Here is an 18,786-nt window from a genome sequence, read left to right on the forward strand (position 1 = left end):
CGGTCCGCCCGTAAAAGCGCTTGATCCTCGCCTGTGGTCTCAGTTGCTCCAAAGTGGTGGGATATCAGGGATGCTAGGGAGAGGTGGACTCAACATCGTCTAACGCGAATGCCGTGCCGACCGTCCTCAGGGACGTGGTCGTCGTCGCCCGGCGGAGGCCACCGAGCTGCATATGTACATCAACATGGGGAGCGTGACGGGGTCTCGTGGAAATCCCCTCGCGCAGGATTCACGAGTAGCAGGGGGAGATATGAGGAGCATCATCATCATCGGCAGCGTCGCGGCGTTCGCGGTCATGCTGGCCGGAGCGCCGGTATCTACAGCCGACTGTTGCGAGGACGAGTTTGCATGGGCTGATCCGTACGCAGAGGCGCTCCGGAACCACGACCTGGGGTATCTCATCGAGGATCGCGGCATAATGACGGCCCTGGCAGCCGAGGCGGTGTGCAAGGGATCATCGGCCAACGGAATCGCCAGTGAGTACAACTTCGGCCTGGCCACCGCCGAGCAGATCGCACTCGCCGCGTACGACGTGTGTCCCGAGATGAAGCCGTGAACGCGGAGGGCGACGAAAGAACTCTCGCGAAGTTCGCCCACATCCGCGAGCACCAGCGCCAGATCGAGGCCGAGGAGCGCGCCAGGGCCGAGGTCGCCGATCTCGACGAGTAGCCCCTACAACGACCAATAGCTCCACCTTGAAGTAATTCGGGTGGGGCTGTGTGGCTTAATCAGCGGTTTTGGCGACCGCAGCGCAGCACGTAATGGCCGTTCTTTTCCTTGATGACGGCCTGAGCCGTTCCGCCAACTCATCGTCTTTCGCCACTTCTCAACGGTACTGGCCAGATCTAGTGGCCGGGAAGTGTCCGAGCGCTCGGTTAGCGTGGACTAGACGATTGGCGAAGGAAGTACCAGCCTCCCCGTAGAGCTGCGCTGGTCGATGACTGACTAGTTGTTCCTGGAGCACCAGGCGGCCCAGCAGCTGGGACCTGATCGCGCCTCGATTGGCTCTCCACCCATGGTGCCCTCACGAACCACCTGCCAGGAGATCGGTCTCTTACATTCGGGGCAAGTCTCGCCCGTCGGTTCGTAGTAATGCATGCCTTCAACGCTAGCCGTGGCTGCAGACACGCTGGCGGTCCGAGCGAGCGTGTCCGAGGACAGATTCAGGGTCAGTGCATGTTCGGCGATGTGCCCGACGCGGGAGAGACGTGGCGAGGGGTCTGGGGTGAGTGGGGCACCCTCACGCCGACGCACTGCGCTACAGGCCATGAATTGGGTCCGGGCCAGGTCCTCGTCAGCCACATTCCCTGCCAAGGCCACGCGGAGGTGGGCACACACCGTGTCACCGATGCCGGTCACCAGCCGCGATAAGAAATCTTCGATGCACGGACCTGGACTTGGTGGCCAGCGAGCCTCAGCAATTCCCTGGCGGCAACGAATTGTTCTGCCTGATCTGGTCCAGGCCCGACGATCACGTCATGGATGATTTGGCCGCTGGAGGGCGGATCTTGCTCCGAACCACTCTCAGGATGGTCGACCGCGAAGTCGACGTATGGAACGAGGCCATTCGCTCGGGCACGCACATCGACCAGATTCTCCATATGGTTCATCGAGAACAGCCTCCACTCCTTCTCCTCCCGAAAGCTACGGGCCTTGATGGTGATCACGGCCTCTATGAGCGCCGTGAAGAGCTGTCCCCGGGCCTGCCCCTGGGCGAGTGGGACTTCTTCTCGCAGGGGGGATTTCAGTCCCATCGCGATGACCGACTGAATGTGTTCGTCGAGAGCCACGGTCGCAGCCTTCTTTCCGTAGACCACGGGCCGAAGGGTCGTCTCGACCAGGTTTTGATACTCGGGCGACGAGCCTTCTCGGTGGAGTGCAAGTGTGCGGTACTCCAGCGCATGCTTGGAGATGCCAATGGCGAAGCCCCCAACACCGCCTGTGTAGCCCTTCCACTGGCTCAGTAGGTCTCCCTCTGCGCAAAAACAGGTGGCAAAACACCTCTGCGGCCATTCCAATACCGGCAAAACCCCATCGGGATCGAGGTACTGCGCCATATCGGTGAACGCCTCTCGGGACTCCTCGGGAGTGGCACTGTCCTTGGCTGCACGGAGGAGGCGGTTGCGAAGTCGCCGGACGCCGAATCTCAACTCCTGGGTGTCATTCATGAACCTCACGTCTGAAGCTAGGAAGCGGAGCATTCGGTCGCCCTGCTCTTGCACCTTGAAGTTCTGCGGCCAGGACGGATTGACGATTCCCAGAAAACCCTGGGCGTTGGTGTAGTGATAGAGGACAGACGGATCTTCTTCGTCCTCATTGTCTACGTCCTCATCGTCTTCGTCTTCCTCCTCGTCCACGTCTTCTTCTGCGGCGATGCTGGTGCTGGCGTCTTCGCTCATGCCCCCACGATGCCAGTCGGAGTACTGCCACTTCGTGGTCTCGTCATAGTCGGTTCGTATGCTGGTCACTGGGTGAATCAGCCAAGGGCACCGAGGCTCACCTGAAAAGGACATCGGGATCTTCCGCAGTATCGACGAGCCCAAACAGGCAGCTCAGGATCACGTCTAGAGGCCCGTAATGGAACTACCAGACCAGCCCTACCTAGCCAGGATTGGCATGGTGGTGTTCCTGGTCGCGGACCTGGAATCCGTGCTGAAGGGCGATTTGGTCCGGTTTCAGTCTGTGCTGCCAACTGACTTGGACTTCAACACGCAGTTCCCGAGGCTCACGGGTAAGACCACGACGAAGCTGGGCCAGTGGCTCATCGACCTCGCCTCGGAGATTGGGGACGCTGAGGTCGGTGGCTACTTCCGCCGAGGTGGTGAGGCTTTGCTTGAGATTGCACCCAAGCGCAATGCGATGCTGCACTCGTGGATTGGTGTCGATGGTCGTGATCCCCGGGAACGGGTACGGCTGCTGAGGTGGCGTATCAATGAGACCGAATATGAAGAACCGCACATGGTTTCGGATGAGTGGCTCGATGAACTCATCAGCCAGATCAGGACGTTGCGCAAGGGTCTCGTCTCCAGTCGGCCACCACTGCCAGCCCCCTAGCGCGCGGGGTGTCTTGCCGAGCAATACTTCGTGCGCGGTCTTGTCGCCGAGGTGTTCTACCAATGCCGGAGGGGTTAATAGCGTCGGCGATCTCGTCCTGCTGGCAAGGACCACAGCTCCAGTAGCGGCGTGTATAGGCCCCGCTCCCAAAGACTCAGGCTGCGCTTTCCTCAAAGTAGCGATACAACGTCGCCCTGCTAACCCCGAGGTACTTCGCGATGTCCCTGCCGGTGTGGCCATCGGCCCTCATCCTTCCGGCAGTAGCGATGTTGCTTGGGTCGATGACCTTGCGCGGTCGACCGAACTTGGTGCCGTTGCGGCGAGATGATTCTCGTTTCAACGCAGTCCGCTCCCTGACCAGCTCACGCTCATACTCGGCGAGAGATCCCAGAACGCCGATCATCATGCGACCCGCTGGCGTCGATGAATCGATCCCGTCGGAGGTCGACACGAGGATCACCCCGCGCCCGGTCAGCTCTTTGGCGGTCTGCAAGATGTGGAGCATGTTACGACCAAGACGGTCGAGCTTCCACACCACGACGGTGTCGCCCTCACGTACGTATTCCAGAAGCGCCACCAGGCCGGGCCGGTCGTCACGAGCGCCAGACATCACGTCCGAGAACACCTTTGTGACACCGGCATTGGCCACCGCCTGGTTCTGCTGGTCGAGGGTCTGGGTCACCGTTGAGACCCGCGTGTAACCGACGCTCGTACCGGTCGATCGCTGACCGATATCCTGTATTGGCTGTCTCACAACGCTTTTCAACACCTATTCGAGACAATTCATTCCGAGACAGACTATTGAGACAAGGTGACCTCGACGAGAGTCGTCAGGTATCCGCTGAGTCAGGCTGTCTCAAATGCGGTCGTTTTCGAGACCCGCCCGTTGCCTCCTCCTGCTGCTTGCCGAATTAGGCGAGTCGGTAGCGCTGCTCCATTATGCCGCGACTTTGTCAACTATCGCCGCAACAAGACGCTGGGCATAGGTGCCTTTTGCGTAAGAAAGATCCGTCAAGACGGGTGGGCTGTCCACGGTCTGGCAGGCCCGCACCCAGACAACGACATTCGACTTCGATCCCAGCGCGACTTGACACCCGCCGTGGTAACCCGATTCGTTGTCGTAGCCGACCATGGGCAGTGCGGGTGCGGCTTCGTCGTCGCTAACGTCGCCGAGGGTCCAGGTGATGCCGCCTTCGCTGTAGCGCTGCCCGACTTGCATGGTGCCAGCGGCGGAGGGAGGGATGTCGGCGTCGGTGTGGCGGTAGCAGTTGTGCCACTGCCGGATTTGGCTGGCCGCTGAGGCCTGAGCGCTGGCCTGGTCGGGGAATACTGCGATGGACTGCTCGACCGTCTTGTCGGAGGTGTAGTTGCTTGGTGCGAGCGTCTGGTCACGGATCTCTTCAACACCGCTGTCGCCGTACACCGAGTGATCGTTGCCGAAGATCACGCCGACGCATTCGGGCGGGCGGACTTGGGCTGAATTGTCCACCATTCCGTAAGAGGAATTCTTGACGACCATGTCCCCGCCGTATAACCCGCTGAACAATCCATCAGTGGCGGCGTTGATTTCCGCCGGAGTGAGCGTCAATGAGTCGACCGCTGAAGGCCTCACCGCCCCTGGTGGAGTCGTGGCCGTGGTGATCGTTGTTGTGGTGTTATCCGTTGGCGCTGGAGCCGACGTGCTGGATATGGCCGTCGACGAGGTAGTACCGGCGACGTTGGAATCTTCATTCTCCCCAGGCCTCCATACCAGGGCGGCAGCCCCCAGCAATACGATGGCCGCGAGGATGCTGCCAAAGATCATCCAGCTGCGCCGTGTACTGGTGGCTGGCAGCTGTGTGCTAGATCGCCGAAACGATGTCGTCGGCGCAAACTTGCGTGGTTTCGACGCGGCCTGGGTGGTGGCCCCAGCAGACGCGGCTCCCAGTCCGGGCGACTCATCGAGGAGGGCTTGGGCGAAGGCCGAACAAGATGGGAATCGGTCGGCGGGGTCCTTGGCCAGCGCTATCGCGAGCACGGCGTCGAGGCCTGCAAGGTCCGGGCGACGATCACCCATTGTGGGCGGGGTTGTGTGGAGGTGTCGGCTGATGACAACCGCCGGATTGGAGTGTGGAAACAGCTGCAGGCCGGTCAAGAGGTGGTAGGCGGTCGCAGCAAGGGCATATTGGTCAACTCGACCGTCCATCTCCTCACCCAGTAACTGTTCAGGGGCTGCGTAAGCCACCGTGCCAACCGTCATATTGGTTGTGGTGATGCCGCTGATGTCATCGATTGGCCGGGCAATACCGAAGTCGGCGAGGAATATCTGCCGATCATCGCTATCGAGATCGGCGACGATGATGTTGGCGGGCTTGACATCCCGGTGCAGGAGGCCCTTTTTGTGGGCGTAGTCCAGGGCGCTCGCAACTGAAGTTGTGATGGTTGCTACGAGATCGACGGGCATGCCTGCCGGATAGTGTGGTGCAACTTGATGGGCCAGATCCGTGCCGTCCACGAAATCCATCGAGATCCATAGCCGTCCATCGTGATCTCCCCGGTCGTGAATCCCGATGATGTGCGGGTGACGTAGTCCGGCGGCGAGGTCGGCTTCTCGGATGAACCGTTCCCGGAACGAGCTGTCGCTGGAAATGTCGGGGCGTAGAACCTTGAGTGCATCTTGACGAGGGAGTCGAGGATGCTGGACCAAGTAGACCTCGCCCATTCCTCCGGACCCCAGCAGCCGCAGCACCCTGTATCCGGCGAAGGTGTCCCCAATCCTCAGCGGCATGGCCAGATGTTAGCTAGGCGTGTCACGATTGAGGTCCATTATCAGGACCAATTAGTACCGTCCTCGTATGGGAACCCTGAGCCACGCGTTGACTGGGCATATCCACGAATGGATGACCTCACTGAGGCTCGGTGATGCAGGCCGTAGCCGGAACGCTGTCCGGCACCAGGGTGGAGACGTCGTCGGCCTACCAATGCCAATGGCATCCCTACAGCTCGGTCGGACGGGCGAAGTTTCGTTATCTGGCGCTGGAACCGGGTATCGAAAGGACTGACGCACGCGTCATCACCAGTACGGACGCAGCGCAGCTCATGACCGGGCGATCACCCCCGATCTCCGCGGCTGAAACGCACGCGTTCATTGTCGGCCAGCCGTGCGATGCTTCCTTCGTGCATGAATTTGGATTAGATCTCGCGGCATGGTTCAGCGATAATGCCGATCAAGTCGACCGCCACCTCAGGCGCTACTTCGGCGGACAGGGCAAGGACAGGTTCGCGGGCCGATGGTTTGACGAGTTCGCGGCTGTCGGTGAGCCAAATAGGTTTGTAGCCTCCGACGTCCTTGCTGTCGAGGCCCTGTCGGTGGAAGTCCCACCCGAGGCGGCATCCATCCTCCTTATCACTGAGGCTGACCAATTCAACAGCCTGCTTCGGCAGATCCCCCGAGATCAGGACTTATGGGAAGTGAGCCGTTTGACGGTCATGGACGGTGGTCCGGCTGCCGATCTCCACGACCTGTTACGGCGGAAGTTGCCCAAGGTCGATTGGGTGACGGCAGGAAAGCTGATGGCCGCCAAACGCCCAAAGCTAGTGCCGATCCTCGACAATAAGGTCAAGGACTTCATCAGACCGCCCGATGGACTCTTTTGGGTCAAGCTGCACGACGAATTGTCCGATGCGTCGCGACGTGCTGCCATCATCGACGCCTGCCAATCGGCCCCACCTCACGTCAGCCTGCTCCGACGCATCGACGTCGCGCTCTGGATGGCCGCAACCCAAGGGACCAGGAACTGACCACTTGGCAGCCCACCCCCATCACGCCGGGTACAGCTAGCGCGCGCTGATGGCCGCCGCGAGGCTACGTCGTCGTTGGCGATCTGACTGTGGAGGCACGGCGATATCGTTATCACCGTGGGCGACTCAGATTTCTACGCGGGGTCCAAACGCGCGCCACCGAGCACACCCGTGCGGATTGAAGACCACCCGGGTGACGACTCTTCCGGAACCGCACTCAACGTCAGCGGGATGAGACCACCGTGCGCGAGTTGACTGGGAGTATCCACGAATGGATGACCTCACTGGCAGCCGTCAGACCGATATTTCACGCAGAGTTCGATTTTCAGTTTGCGCTCGCATGGACCATGAAAGAAGCGGGCATAGAACGAATCCGACTGGAACCTCGCATTCAGGTCGACGGCTTTGGTCCAATGCGTGTCGACATCCTGGCGCATCTAGACGACCGCCGGATCGCGCTCGAACTTAAGTATCCCAAAAGAGCTTTCACCGGCACTGTGTCCGCAGACGGTTACGACGAGCACTTTGCGCTCAGGGCCTCAGATGCACCCGGCGACGATGCTATGGCCATATGGCAGGACGCCAGGCGGATTGAAATCATGATCGAGGGTGATGCGATCCAGGCCGGAGCCGTTGTCGCCCTTTCGAATTTCGACTTCTGGAACGAGACCTCGCTGAAGCAGGGGGGACACCTTCACGACTTCCGACTCTGGAACCAGCGCATGGTGCCCGCAGGATCGGTGATGCGAGCCGTCGCCGGAACGCTGTCCGGCACCAGAGTGGAGACGTCGTCGGCATACCAATGCCAATGGCATCCCTATAGCGCGGTCGAACGGGCGGAGTTCCGTTATCTGGTGCTGGAACCGGCCATCGAATAGGGCTAAGGCGACGGCGTGGTGCGGTCGGAGACATTTTCGCCGGGCCTGCACCATGGTTGCGGCGGCGCACGCCCTGCGGGCCTCGGAGCGCACCGGTGAGGTGGGGACTATCAACACCACCTATGAGTGAGCTCTCCGCAACAACGACGACTTGTACTTGGGTCTTCGACAATTTGCACCGCGCCAATGATGACCATCTGTTCTGGGCGTAGACGAGGCAGCTCGATGGTAACTTCGCAGCGAATTGGAAGACTGCAGAGTTGTGGTGGGCCTCGGGGGGATCGGTGCGCTTGAAGTCGGCGCTGCAGCGGAGCTGGCGGCATGTAGTCATCGTTGTTGCAGGCTTGCTATTTCTAGCCGTGGCCGGGTGGCTGGTGATTTCCGCGTCTGTCTACCGCGTCCCTTCGTACGGAGAGAACCAAATCCAACACCCCGAAGTGGCATTTTTTGCGACGAAGGACGGCGACGAGTTCGTAGTACGCGCAGACTTTCGCGATGAGCACGTCTTGAAGTTCATGGTCTTCCCAACAACGCTAGATCGTATTGAGCAGGGAGACAGCAGCTTTTCGGCGGATGGACGGCCTCCACTCTGGGTGAATATCCAGTCATTTCAAGATTTTGGATGGAAGGTTAAACGGGGATTCACACAGTTTGCGACGTCTGCACCCGACCAGGAGTTAGTGCCGACGGAGGACCGAGAAGGTGCTGGCTCTTCGCTGGTACTAAAGGGCCAATTTACGGCGCAGCAACCAGTTTTAGAGTTCGAGTTGACAGACCATGCCAACCGCACAGTTTCCAGCGGTCCATATCGTCGAATCCTCTTTCCTACTATCGAGGGGTCAGGCCACACAGAAACACCCGGTGCAACGATCGATGAGCTACCCCAAATAGGCGGGATGCCTGTGTATCCACCCAGACTGGGTGTATGGGCGGTGGCGATGCCCTACGTCGACTTCGATCCAGATCTCAGCGAAGTCAAGGTGAATCCACCTGTGACGTACGAGCCTCCGATGACGTGGCAGATCGAACGACGCTTCTTTGCGAACATAGTGCTCCGAGACGCTCGTTGGGATAGGACCGCAGCAGTCAAGACATTTTTGGGTGGCTTATTGGTAGGTATCGGCACGACGCTAGTTCTTGCGCCGCTAGCGTTCACCACGAAACCCGACCCGACGCCAATGGTTCCTGTGAACGCTCGGAAACAGCAGCCTCGCAAGAGAAGACGACCTCGGCGATAAGCCGCTTCTTCGGACTGGCTCGAGGCCTCAGACGCTAACCTCGATCAGTGGGCAACGCGTCGGCCATAACCTCGTGAGGAGAGGCAAAGACAGACTTTGAGCTAGTCTTTTAAAAGTCCCAGTCCTCGTCTTCGGTGTTGACGGCCTTGCCGATGACGTAGCTCGAACCCGATCCGGAGAAGAAATCGTGGTTCTCGTCGGCATTGGGGCTCAACGCGGACAGAATCGCCGGGTTGACGTCGGTCTCGTCGCGTGGGAACAGCGCCTCGTAGCCGAGGTTCATCAGCGCCTTGTTGGCGTTGTAGCGCAGGAACTTCTTCACGTCCTCGGTCAGGCCGACCTCGTCGTAAAGGTCCTGGGTGTACTCGACCTCGTTGTCGTAGAGCTCGAAGAGCAGCTCATAGGTGTAGTCCTTGAGCTCGGCCTGCGTGGCGGCATCCTCCATGGCAAGCCCGCGCTGGTACTTGTAGCCGATGTAATAGCCGTGCACGGCCTCGTCGCGAATGATCAGCCGGATCATGTCCGCGGTGTTGGTCAGCTTGGCCCGGCTCGACCAGTACATCGGCAGGTAGAAGCCCGAGTAGAACAGGAAGCTTTCCAGCAGCGTCGAGGCCACCTTGCGCTTCAGCGGTTCGTCACCCTTGTAGTACTGCATGACGATCTCGGCCTTGCGTTGCAGGTTGGTGTTCTCCTCCGACCAGCGGAACGCATCGTCGATCTCGGCAGTCGAGCACAGCGTCGAGAAGATGTTGCTGTAGCTGCGCGCGTGCACGGACTCCATGAACGCGATGTTGGTGTACACGGCTTCCTCGTGCGGGGTGATCGCGTCGGGGATCAGGCTCACCGCGCCGACGGTGCCCTGGATGGTGTCCAGCAGCGTCAGGCCGGTGAAGACCCGCATCGTCAGCTGTTTCTCGTGGCCGTTCAGCGTGCCCCAGGACGGGATGTCGTTGGACACCGGAACCTTCTCCGGCAACCAGAAATTTCCCGTCAGCCGGTCCCAGACCTCGGCGTCCTTCTCGTCCTGCACCCGGTTCCAGTTGATGGCCGAGACGCGGTCGATCAGCTTCATGCCATCACTCACGAGAACCCCACTTCACCTGGTCTTTTTTGGTCTGAGCCACGGGACTGCCGTCGCGCTCTCAACACTACAACTGGGGTCCGACTTTCGAGTGCAACACAACATCATGTGTTCGACGTGTCGGCTGCCTGGTGTCCAACCAGATCGCAAAACCGCCGGAAATCGAGCGAATCATCGATGTCAGCGCATACTCGGCGACAACGTCTGGGCGTCGAGAAAGTTGTACTCGGACGCGTCGAACTTGCGGGTCGCCAGCCAGTACTGCCACGTCATCCCGCTCCACAGCGTCCGGTTCACCCCGTGCTCGTCCATGTACCAGCTATGGCACCCTCCGGTGCTCCACACCGTGCCCTCGAGGTCATGCTGCAACTCCTCGTTGTAAGCGTCCTGCGCCGCCCGCGTCGGCGCCAGCGCCTGGGCGCCCTTCTTGTCTACCGCCGCGATCGCGTGGGCCGCATAGCGGATCTGCGATTCGATCATGAACACCACAGAGTTGTGCCCCAGCGCCGTGTTGGGCCCGAGCAGAAAAAACAGGTTCGGCATATCCGCGACAGTGATGCCGCGCAACGCGGCGATGCCCTCACGGTTCCACCGGTCGACCAGATCTTCGCCGTCGCGCCCCTTGATGTCGACGTACGTGTAGGAGTCGGTGACGTGAAAGCCCGTGGCGGACACCACGACATCGACCTCGCGCTCGGTTCCATCGTCGGTGACGATGCCGGTCTTGGTGAACCGTGAAATGCGGTCGGTGATGACTTCGGTCTTCGGATCGGCGATCCCGACGTAGTACGTATCGGAGTTCAGGATGCGCTTGCACCCGGCGCGGTAGTTCGGTGTCAGCTTCTTGCGCACCGCCGGGTCCTTGACCGACCGACGAATGTTCCACTTGCCCATCAGCTCTCCGAGCTTGAGCAGCCGCGGTTGCTGGGTCATCGCGAACCCGACACCCTCGTGAATCCAGTAGATCCCCGCCCGCATCGCGGCACGCGTGCCGGGGACGTAGGTGAACGTCCGCCGCATCCAGGGCGGAATCGGGTTGTTGGGACGGGGCATCACCCATGCCGGAGTGCGCTGGTAGAGCTGAAGCGCAGCAACGTCTTTCACGATCTCGGGCACGATCTGGATGGCGCTGGCGCCGGTGCCGATGACCGCGACGCGCTTACCGGAGATGTCGACGGTATGGTCCCATTGCGCGGAGTGGAAGACCTTGCCCTCGAACTCGTCGAGACCCTCGAACTCGGGGATCAGCGGGATGTGTAGTCCCCCGGCACCGGAGATCAGGAATTGCGCGACGAACTCGCGGCCGTCCTTGGTGAATGCGTGCCAACGCATTTCGTCGTCATCCCAGTGCGCCCGGTCGACGTGGGAGTTGAATTCTATGTAGCGCCGCAGTCCGTATTTGTTCGTCACGCCCTGCAGGTACTCCTGGATTTCCGGCTGAAATGACCACATGTGGGTCCAGTCGGCTTTGGGCTCGAAGGAGAACGAGTACATGTGCGACGGGATGTCGCACGCACAGCCGGGATAGGTGTTGTCCCGCCAGGTGCCGCCGATATCGTCGGCCTTCTCCAGAATCACGAAGTCCACGTTCTGCTGCTGCAATTCGATGGCCATGCCCAGCCCGGAGAAGCCACTGCCGATGATCAGCGCGCGGGTGTGCACCGGCTCAGCCGCCGTCGCCTCTGGCGTGTGCTCGGCAACCGTCATGAACGACTCCCCTGACTTCGTCGTGGGCCCCCATTCCTGGGAACGCCGGTACCGGATACTTTCCAGGCCCCAGGGTACATCGTTCATGACGGCGCCGAGCCGCTGGTCAAGCGAACGAAAGGGCTCGCTGGCTGCTGAGATGCCGGTCGGGGTCGAACGTCTCGAAGTGACCCGATCCAACCATGCCAATTCCGCGCTGCGGCATCCGGAAGTCGCCGAGGCGGGCTTGCCGCAACAGCGGCCCGCTGGGGCCGAGGTCGCGCCCGCGCAATACCGCGCGCGAGTCGGCGACCAGCCACAGCTGCTTCGGCGCCATCGAATAGCACTGACCGTTCGGCGCGCGGCCGGTCAGCCGCACGTCGCCGACGTCGAGTGTCCGCCCCGCCACCCGGCCCAGCCGGTTGAGCATCGCGGGGTCGGACCACGCCCTCTCGGACAGCCGGCCGCTGATTCTGTTCATCAGACGAGTTGCCCGCGTGGACTGCAGGTCGACGGTCCAGTGCAGCATGTCGGGGATGTCGATGCGCACCGACCACTGCCCGGTCCACTCGACGCCGATGTCGCATTGAACGGCATCGTTCGGGGTGGCAGAGCCGAAATAGCGTGCGCAGCTCTGCTGTCCGGGCGTCGTTGCGTAGAACGTCCAGTTGCACGACGGGTCGCGGTGCCACACAGATAGGTAGGGCGGCGCGAAAGTTGTTGCGGGGAAATGGCGCATCGCCAGGTAGTGCCCATTGGCGAAGGGAAGACCCATGATCCCGAATCCGGTGAAACGCTCGTCGTTGCCGAACGGCAGCACCGGGTTGGCCAGCACGGCCGAAACAGCTTCTTGAGGGGTGTGTTGTTTTGTCATGCACCAATGGTCATGCGGCACAAGAGCTCAACACATGAGGCGACTGCCTCAACTCTCAGGCGACCGGTTGCTGCCTGCGGACAGCGGTGTTGATCGGCTGGTCGGGGTCGATCTTGATGCCGAGCAGTTCGGCGGTCCCGTTGATGGCACCCACCATGATCGTCGTCATGTGCGCGATGAACTTGTCGGCCGGCATGCGCCGGGGGCTGTCGTCGTCGACGCCCAGCCACCAGTCCGTCGCGGACGCCGCGGTCCCGAAGATCGCGAATGCCGCCAGCTCGAAGGCTTCCGGCTCCGGCGCGAGGTCTTCGAGTTCGGTGCTGATCATGTCGGCGATGGCGAGGGTGATTTCGCTGCCCTTGTTGACGGTAGTCATCGCGGCCGCCGACTGGTCGGCGAAGCGGCCCTGCAGCAGGAACCGGACAACGTTCGGATGCTGATCGACGAGATCCACATAGTGCTCGACCCCGCGGCCGACGATCTCGCGAGCGGAGTCGGTCTCGACATTTACCGACGGGATGATCGCGGCCCACAACATGTCCCGCATCCGCTGACCGATCTCGGCGAACATGTCGGATTTGTCGGCGAAATGGCGGTAGATCTTGGGCTTAGCGGTACCCGCCTCTTCGGCGATCTCTCGGACGCTGACATTGGGCCCCAGGCGGTCGATCGCACGGAACGCGGCATCGACGATTTCCGACCGCACTTTCTTGCGATGCTCACGCCAGCGCTCACTGCGGGCGTCCACTTTGACACCCGGCTCGCTGCTGGAACGTGGCCTGGACCCTCGTCGCACCCGATCACTGTACCGCCCAGACACCGCTGACCTGCTCAGACCCTGCGAGGGTCCCGATAATTACCGATGTATTAGGGCATTTCTCTCAGCGAGATCGGTTGCCTCAGCTTGGGTACTATCTCTGCGACAGTCGACCGAAGAGACGAGATTCATGACGCAGCGATATGACCTGGTCATCGCAGGTGGTGGGCCTTCGGGCTCGGCCGCCGCGTGGCAGGCCGCGCAGACCGGCGCCAAGGTATTGGTCCTGGACAAGGCCGAATTCCCACGCGCCAAACCCTGCGGCGACGGGCTCACCGCGCGTGCCGTCAGCTACCTGCAGAAGATGGGGCTGGCCGACGAGGTCGCCACCTTTCACCGGGTGAACCGGGTGACGGTGTTCAGCCCGTCGCAGTGGGAACTGTCCTTCCCCAAGCGCCCTGGCATGCCCGACCACGGGCACACCGTCAGCCGCGAGCACCTGGACACCCTGCTGCTCAAGCATGCCGAGTCGGCGGGCGCCGAGGTCCGCCAGGGCGCCGAGGTGGCAGGCCCCGAACTCGATCCCAGCGGCCGTGTGGTCGGCGTGACACTCAAGAGCGGCGAGAAGGTGTACGGCGACGCGGTCATTGCGGCCGACGGCGCCTACTCCCCGATCAAGCGCGCACTGAAGATCGATTCGGAGTACAACGGCTACTCGGCGATCGCGATCCGCTCCGAGATGCACGCCAATCGCCCCGATTCCGACAGCCTCGACATCTACCTGAAGCTGGCGTTCCAGGGAGACCAGCTGCCGGGCTATGGCTGGGTGTTCCCGATGGGCGGCGGTGTGTTCAACATCGGCCTCGGCTACGTCAACAGCTACAAGAATTGGCAGTCGATCAACGCCACTCAGTTCCTCGGCGAGTTCCTGCGCACGCTCCCCGGCGACTGGGAGTTGCCGCCGATCGAGGAGCTCAAGAAGAACAAGAGCGTGCGGGCGTGGCGGCTGCCGATGGGCTTCACGGCGTGGCCACCGTGGCGACCGGGCGTGCTGTTCACCGGCGACTCGCTAGGTGCGGGCAAGCCGGCCTCCGGCGCGGGCATCTCCAAAGCACTCGAATCCGGGCTCGCCGCAGGCGAATGCGCTATCGCGGCGCTGCAGAACGGCGGACCCGACGACTTCACCAACTACGCGCAGCGGATGGAAGCCGCGTGGGGCCGCGAGTACAAGCGGGGCCGCTACTTCCATAAGCTTCTGGGTTACCCGAGGTTCGCCAACGCAGGCATCAAGATGATCGACAACGCTGCGTTCCGCGACCGGATGCTCAAGGCGCTCTACAAGAAAGCCCAAGGGCCGCAACACACCCTCAAGTAGTTGTCGCCGAGCGCACGCTTGTTTGCAGCGCTTCTCGACGTTCGTGTACACAAAGCGTGCACTCGCGTCAGCGTCTGCCGCGCTCCACCCGGCCCGGCTTGCGGGCGACCTTGCCCGCCGCCGCGCGAGCGGCCTGCTTGGCGAGAGCCTTCTCCCGCGCGGTGCGTTTCGGTGCCTGCTCGGCCTGCGCACGCGACGAGCCAGGTTTGCGACCCCGCACGATCCCGATGAAATCCTCGATCAGCGCAGACTGCGGCCCTTCGGGAACGGCGAGCGCGACCGGACAGGCGGGCGCATCGGCTATCGGACGATACGTGAGGTCCTTGCGGTGATACAGCCGCGCCAACGACTGCGGAACGATGACCACGCCGATCCCCGCGGCGACGAGTTCTATTGCGCTCTCGGTGGTTTCGGGCCGGTGGTCGACCGGGGAGCCAGGAGCGTCCGCCCAGTCGACGACGTCGTCGAGCGGCAGCAGTGTCGGCTCGCCCTCGAAGTCCGCGGCGGTGAGTTCGTCGGCTGCACTCAGGATGTGGCCGGTCGGCACGACGGCCACTGTGGTTTCTTCGTACAGAGGGATGACGGCCAGTCCGGACGTGTCGGCCGGCAGCCGGAGCACCGCCACGTCGACGATGCCGGCTCGCACTTCGTCAGCCGCATCCGCAGCGGCGAAGGTACGCAGGCGCAGCGGGACGTCGGGGTGCCGCTCCGCCCAGATCCGAACCCACTTCGCGGGCGTCCCACCGGGGACGTAACCGAGGGTGAGCGAGCTGGCCAGCACCGCATCAGGCTACCGTTGGGCCCCGTCGATAAGCTCGGATCATGAGCAGGCCGAACGCGCAATCCATGAAGCCCGCGACGGCGGCGAAGAAGCTGGACGTGTACCTGCCTGCGACGCCCGCGGCGTTCCAGGACAACTCGATCACCCGCAGTGAGCTCGCCGCGCTCCAGGCGGATCCGCCCCAGTGGCTTCAGGATCTTCGAAAGAACGGGCCGCACCCGAAGAACCTCGTCGCAGCCAAGCTGGGTGTCTCGATCGCCGGTCTTGCGCGGGGCGACGTCGGCGATGCGCTGACCACCGAGCAGATCAACGCGTTGCTCGAGGAGAAACCGCCGTGGCTGATCGCCGAACGCGAGAGCTATCGAACGGTTTTGGAAGAGCAACGACGCCTGAAAGCCGCACGCGCAAGGCGTTAGCGGGCGACGAGCGGGCCACCTATACGACGGATTTGGGCTCCGGGCGTCCCTAGGTGGACACTCGGCAGGCGCACCGGCCTCTCGGCCGAGTCGCTACTTGTTCTTGTTCTTGTTATCGCCGGGTTTTGCGGCAGGGGCCGGCTGAGCCTTAGTGGTCGGCTCGAACTTGCCGCCCTTTTTCGGGTCATAGCCCTGCTTTTGATCAGCCATGAATCGAGCCTATGCCTGCACTAGGCCCCCGTCGATGGTTTGAGCAATTGCATCAATCCGAGCTACAGCATGCAGCTGACACAGCCCTCGACCTCGGTGCCTTCCAAGGCCATCTGGCGTAGCCGGATGTAGTAGAGCGTCTTGATTCCCTTGCGCCATGCGTAGATCTGCGCCTTGTTGACGTCGCGGGTGGTCGCGGTGTCCTTGAAGAACAACGTCAGGCTCAGTCCCTGGTCGACGTGCTGCGTCGCCGCGGCGTAGGTGTCGATGATCTTCTCGTAACCGATCTCGTACGCGTCCTCGTAGTACTCGAGGTTGTCGTTCGTCAGATAGGGCGCCGGGTAGTAGACGCGGCCGATCTTGCCTTCCTTGCGGATCTCGATCCTGCTCGCCACCGGGTGGATGGAGCTCGTCGAGTTGTTGATGTAGCTGATCGACCCCGTCGGCGGAACGGCCTGCAGGTTCTGGTTGTAGATGCCGTTCTTCTGCACCGACTCCTTGAGTCGCGTCCAATCCTCTTGTGTCGGAATCCGGATGCCGGCCTTGTCGAACAGCTCCTTGACCCGGTCGGTCTTGGGTTCCCACACCTGCTCGGTGTACTTGTCGAAGAACTCACCCGACGCATACTTCGACTTCTCGAAACCCTTGAAGTGCGAGCCACGCTCGATCGCAATGCGATTCGACGCCCGCAGCGCGTGATAGAGCACGGTGTAGAAGTAGATATTGGTGAAGTCCACACCCTCTTCGGAGCCGTAGTGGACCCGCTCCCGCGCCAGGTACCCATGCAAGTTCATCTGCCCCAGGCCGATCGCGTGGGAATCGTTGTTGCCCTGCTCGATCGACGGCACCGAGGTGATGTGCGTCTGATCGCTCACGGCGGTCAGTCCGCGGATCGCCACCTCGATGGTCTGGGCGAAGTCAGGCGAGTCCATCGTCTTGGCGATGTTCAGCGAGCCGAGGTTGCACGAAATGTCTTTGCCGACCTTGGCATACGACAGATCATCGTTGAACAACGACGGCGTCGACACCTGCAGGATCTCCGAGCACAGATTGCTGTGCGTGATCTTGCCTTCGATCGGGTTGGCGCGGTTCACCGTGTCCTCGTACATGATGTACGGGTAGCCGGACTCGAACTGCAGCTCGGCCAGCGTCTGGAAGAACTCGCGCGCCTTGATCTTCGTCTTGCGGATACGTGCGTCGTCGACCATCTCGTAGTACTTCTCGGTGACCGAGATGTCGGCGAACGGCACCCCGTAGACACGCTCGACGTCGTACGGCGAGAAGAGGTACATGTCCTCGTTGCGCTTGGCCAGTTCGAACGTGATGTCCGGGATCACCACACCGAGGCTCAGCGTCTTGATGCGGATCTTCTCGTCGGCGTTCTCGCGCTTGGTGTCCAGGAAGCGGTAGATGTCGGGGTGATGGGCGTTCAGATACACCGCACCGGCACCCTGCCTGGCACCGAGCTGGTTGGCATAGGAGAACGAGTCCTCCAGCAGCTTCATGATGGGAATGACGCCCGAGCTCTGGTTCTCGATGTTCTTGATCGGCGCGCCGTGCTCACGAATGTTGGTGAGCAGCAACGCAACTCCGCCGCCGCGCTTTGACAGCTGCAGCGCCGAGTTGATCGAGCGGCCGATGGACTCCATGTTGTCCTCGATGCGCAGCAGAAAGCAGCTCACCGGCTCGCCGCGCTGCTTCTTGCCCGAGTTCAGGAACGTCGGCGTGGCCGGTTGGAACCGGCCGTCGATGATCTCGTCGACGAGCTTCTCGGCCAGCGTGGTGTCACCTGAGGCCAGCGTCAGCGCCACCATGACAACGCGGTCCTCGAAGCGCTCCAGATAGCGCTTACCGTCAAAAGTCTTCAGCGTGTAGCTGGTGTAGTACTTGAACGCGCCGAGGAACGTGGGGAACCGGAACTTCTTCGCATAGGCGCGGCTGACGAGCGTCTTGACGAAGTTGCGTGAGTACTGGTCCAGTACCTCGCGCTCGTAATAGTCCTCCTTGATCAGGTAATCGAGTTTCTCGTCCTGATCGTGGAAGAACACGGTGTTCTGGTTGACGTGCTCCAGAAAGTACTGGTGCGCAGCTTCGCGATCCTTGTCGAACTGAATCTTGCCGTCCGCGTCGTACAGATTCAGCATCGCATTGAGCGCGTGGTAATCCGTCTCGCCCGATCCGGCAGGGGCGGCGGTTACAGGCTCTGCAGCTGTGACGGTTGGTGACACGTCTGTTCCTTCCAAAACTCTTGCAATCCCACGCGGACGGCATCGACGTCGTCCGGGGTCCCCATCAATTCGAAGCGGTAGAGGTACGGCACGCCGCACTTGGCGGACACCACATTGCCGGCGTAGGCGAATTCCTCACCGAAGTTGTTGTTGCCCGCGGCGATGACGCCGCGGATCAACGACCGGTTGTTCTCGTTGTTCAAGAAAGCGATGACCTGTTTGGGGACATAGCCCCCGCTGTTGATATCCGGTGTGGCGTGCCCACCACCGTAGGTGGGCAGCACCAACACGTAAGGCTCGTCGACCTCGATGCGACCGTGTAGCGGGATCCGGGTGGCGGGCAAACCCAGCTTCTGGACGAAGCGGTGGGTGTTTTCCGACACGCTCGAGAAGTAAACGAGGTTGCTCATCGTCTTCTCCTCTCCGCT

The 18,786-nt window shown here is 61.6% G+C and carries 16 protein-coding genes; 6 read left to right on the forward strand and 10 right to left on the reverse strand.

Translation table 11 applies throughout. The features are described from left to right. Positions 1 to 250 precede the first annotated feature (250 nt). Positions 251 to 556, forward strand: a complete 306-nt coding sequence (locus AB4Z42_RS06975) for a hypothetical protein (RefSeq protein WP_442008400.1) — start codon at positions 251 to 253, stop codon at positions 554 to 556. Between the two features lie 799 nt (positions 557 to 1,355). Here the strand turns inward: AB4Z42_RS06975 and AB4Z42_RS06980 are convergent. After that, the gene (locus AB4Z42_RS06980) at positions 1,356 to 2,399 is read right to left on the reverse strand and encodes a DUF2971 domain-containing protein (RefSeq protein WP_442008401.1); all 1,044 of its coding nucleotides are present in this window, start codon (positions 2,397 to 2,399) and stop codon (positions 1,356 to 1,358) included. Positions 2,400 to 2,577: 178 nt separating this feature from the next. Between AB4Z42_RS06980 and AB4Z42_RS06985 the strand changes: the two genes are divergently transcribed. Next, positions 2,578 to 3,054 carry a hypothetical protein gene (locus AB4Z42_RS06985; protein ID WP_442008402.1) on the forward strand — a complete coding sequence of 159 codons (477 nt, stop codon included), beginning with the start codon at positions 2,578 to 2,580 and terminating at the stop codon, positions 3,052 to 3,054. A 154-nt stretch (positions 3,055 to 3,208) separates the two neighbouring features. Here AB4Z42_RS06985 and AB4Z42_RS06990 read toward each other — a convergent pair whose 3' ends face one another. Both AB4Z42_RS06990 and AB4Z42_RS06995 read right to left on the reverse strand, forming a co-directional pair. Then, the gene (locus AB4Z42_RS06990) at positions 3,209 to 3,796 is read right to left on the reverse strand and encodes a recombinase family protein (RefSeq protein ID WP_442008866.1); all 588 of its coding nucleotides are present in this window, start codon (positions 3,794 to 3,796) and stop codon (positions 3,209 to 3,211) included. Between the two features lie 195 nt (positions 3,797 to 3,991). Continuing rightward, complete coding sequence (locus AB4Z42_RS06995) at positions 3,992 to 5,821, reverse strand: serine/threonine-protein kinase PknH/PknJ (protein WP_442008403.1); 1,830 nt, start codon at positions 5,819 to 5,821, stop codon at positions 3,992 to 3,994. Positions 5,822 to 5,955: 134 nt separating this feature from the next. Between AB4Z42_RS06995 and AB4Z42_RS07000 the strand changes: the two genes are divergently transcribed. Together AB4Z42_RS07000 and AB4Z42_RS07005 are read left to right on the forward strand one after the other, a co-directional pair. Beyond that, positions 5,956 to 6,834, forward strand: coding sequence for a DUF6308 family protein (locus AB4Z42_RS07000; RefSeq protein WP_442008867.1), 879 nt, complete (start codon positions 5,956 to 5,958; stop codon positions 6,832 to 6,834). 275 nt (positions 6,835 to 7,109) lie between these two features. After that, complete coding sequence (locus tag AB4Z42_RS07005) at positions 7,110 to 7,712, forward strand: hypothetical protein (protein ID WP_442008404.1); 603 nt, start codon at positions 7,110 to 7,112, stop codon at positions 7,710 to 7,712. Positions 7,713 to 9,059: 1,347 nt separating this feature from the next. Here the strand turns inward: AB4Z42_RS07005 and nrdF are convergent. From nrdF to AB4Z42_RS07025, 4 genes are all read right to left on the reverse strand, one after another. Further along, entirely contained in the window at positions 9,060 to 10,022 is a 963-nt protein-coding gene (gene nrdF / locus AB4Z42_RS07010; RefSeq protein WP_442008405.1) for a class 1b ribonucleoside-diphosphate reductase subunit beta, read from the reverse strand. A 189-nt stretch (positions 10,023 to 10,211) separates the two neighbouring features. Further along, positions 10,212 to 11,738 carry a flavin-containing monooxygenase gene (locus AB4Z42_RS07015; RefSeq protein WP_442008406.1) on the reverse strand — a complete coding sequence of 509 codons (1,527 nt, stop codon included), beginning with the start codon at positions 11,736 to 11,738 and terminating at the stop codon, positions 10,212 to 10,214. 106 nt (positions 11,739 to 11,844) lie between these two features. Further along, complete coding sequence (locus tag AB4Z42_RS07020; RefSeq protein ID WP_442008407.1) at positions 11,845 to 12,591, reverse strand: hypothetical protein; 747 nt, start codon at positions 12,589 to 12,591, stop codon at positions 11,845 to 11,847. 55 nt (positions 12,592 to 12,646) lie between these two features. Then, complete coding sequence (locus AB4Z42_RS07025) at positions 12,647 to 13,387, reverse strand: TetR/AcrR family transcriptional regulator (protein WP_442008408.1); 741 nt, start codon at positions 13,385 to 13,387, stop codon at positions 12,647 to 12,649. Positions 13,388 to 13,538: 151 nt separating this feature from the next. On the opposite strand from AB4Z42_RS07025, the gene AB4Z42_RS07030 reads away from it, so the two are divergent. Next, positions 13,539 to 14,723, forward strand: coding sequence for an NAD(P)/FAD-dependent oxidoreductase (locus AB4Z42_RS07030; RefSeq protein WP_442008409.1), 1,185 nt, complete (start codon positions 13,539 to 13,541; stop codon positions 14,721 to 14,723). Positions 14,724 to 14,790: 67 nt separating this feature from the next. Here the strand turns inward: AB4Z42_RS07030 and AB4Z42_RS07035 are convergent, their stop codons facing one another. Then, positions 14,791 to 15,504 (reverse strand): LysR family transcriptional regulator substrate-binding protein, encoded by a 714-nt coding sequence (locus tag AB4Z42_RS07035; RefSeq protein ID WP_442008410.1) that lies wholly within the window; start codon positions 15,502 to 15,504, stop codon positions 14,791 to 14,793. A 41-nt stretch (positions 15,505 to 15,545) separates the two neighbouring features. On the opposite strand from AB4Z42_RS07035, the gene AB4Z42_RS07040 reads away from it, so the two are divergent. After that, positions 15,546 to 15,920, forward strand: coding sequence for a DUF5997 family protein (locus AB4Z42_RS07040; protein WP_442008411.1), 375 nt, complete (start codon positions 15,546 to 15,548; stop codon positions 15,918 to 15,920). Positions 15,921 to 16,192: 272 nt separating this feature from the next. Here AB4Z42_RS07040 and nrdE read toward each other — a convergent pair whose 3' ends face one another. Together nrdE and nrdI are read right to left on the reverse strand one after the other, a co-directional pair. Then, complete coding sequence (gene nrdE, locus AB4Z42_RS07045; RefSeq protein ID WP_442008412.1) at positions 16,193 to 18,358, reverse strand: class 1b ribonucleoside-diphosphate reductase subunit alpha; 2,166 nt, start codon at positions 18,356 to 18,358, stop codon at positions 16,193 to 16,195. Next, the gene (gene nrdI / locus AB4Z42_RS07050; RefSeq protein ID WP_442008413.1) at positions 18,325 to 18,768 is read right to left on the reverse strand and encodes a class Ib ribonucleoside-diphosphate reductase assembly flavoprotein NrdI; all 444 of its coding nucleotides are present in this window, start codon (positions 18,766 to 18,768) and stop codon (positions 18,325 to 18,327) included. The genes nrdE and nrdI overlap by 34 nt, the downstream gene beginning before the upstream one ends. Between the last annotated feature and the right edge of the window lie 18 nt (positions 18,769 to 18,786).

This window comes from Mycobacterium sp. 2YAF39 (genome assembly GCF_052114565.1).
Lineage (GTDB): Bacteria > Actinomycetota > Actinomycetes > Mycobacteriales > Mycobacteriaceae > Mycobacterium.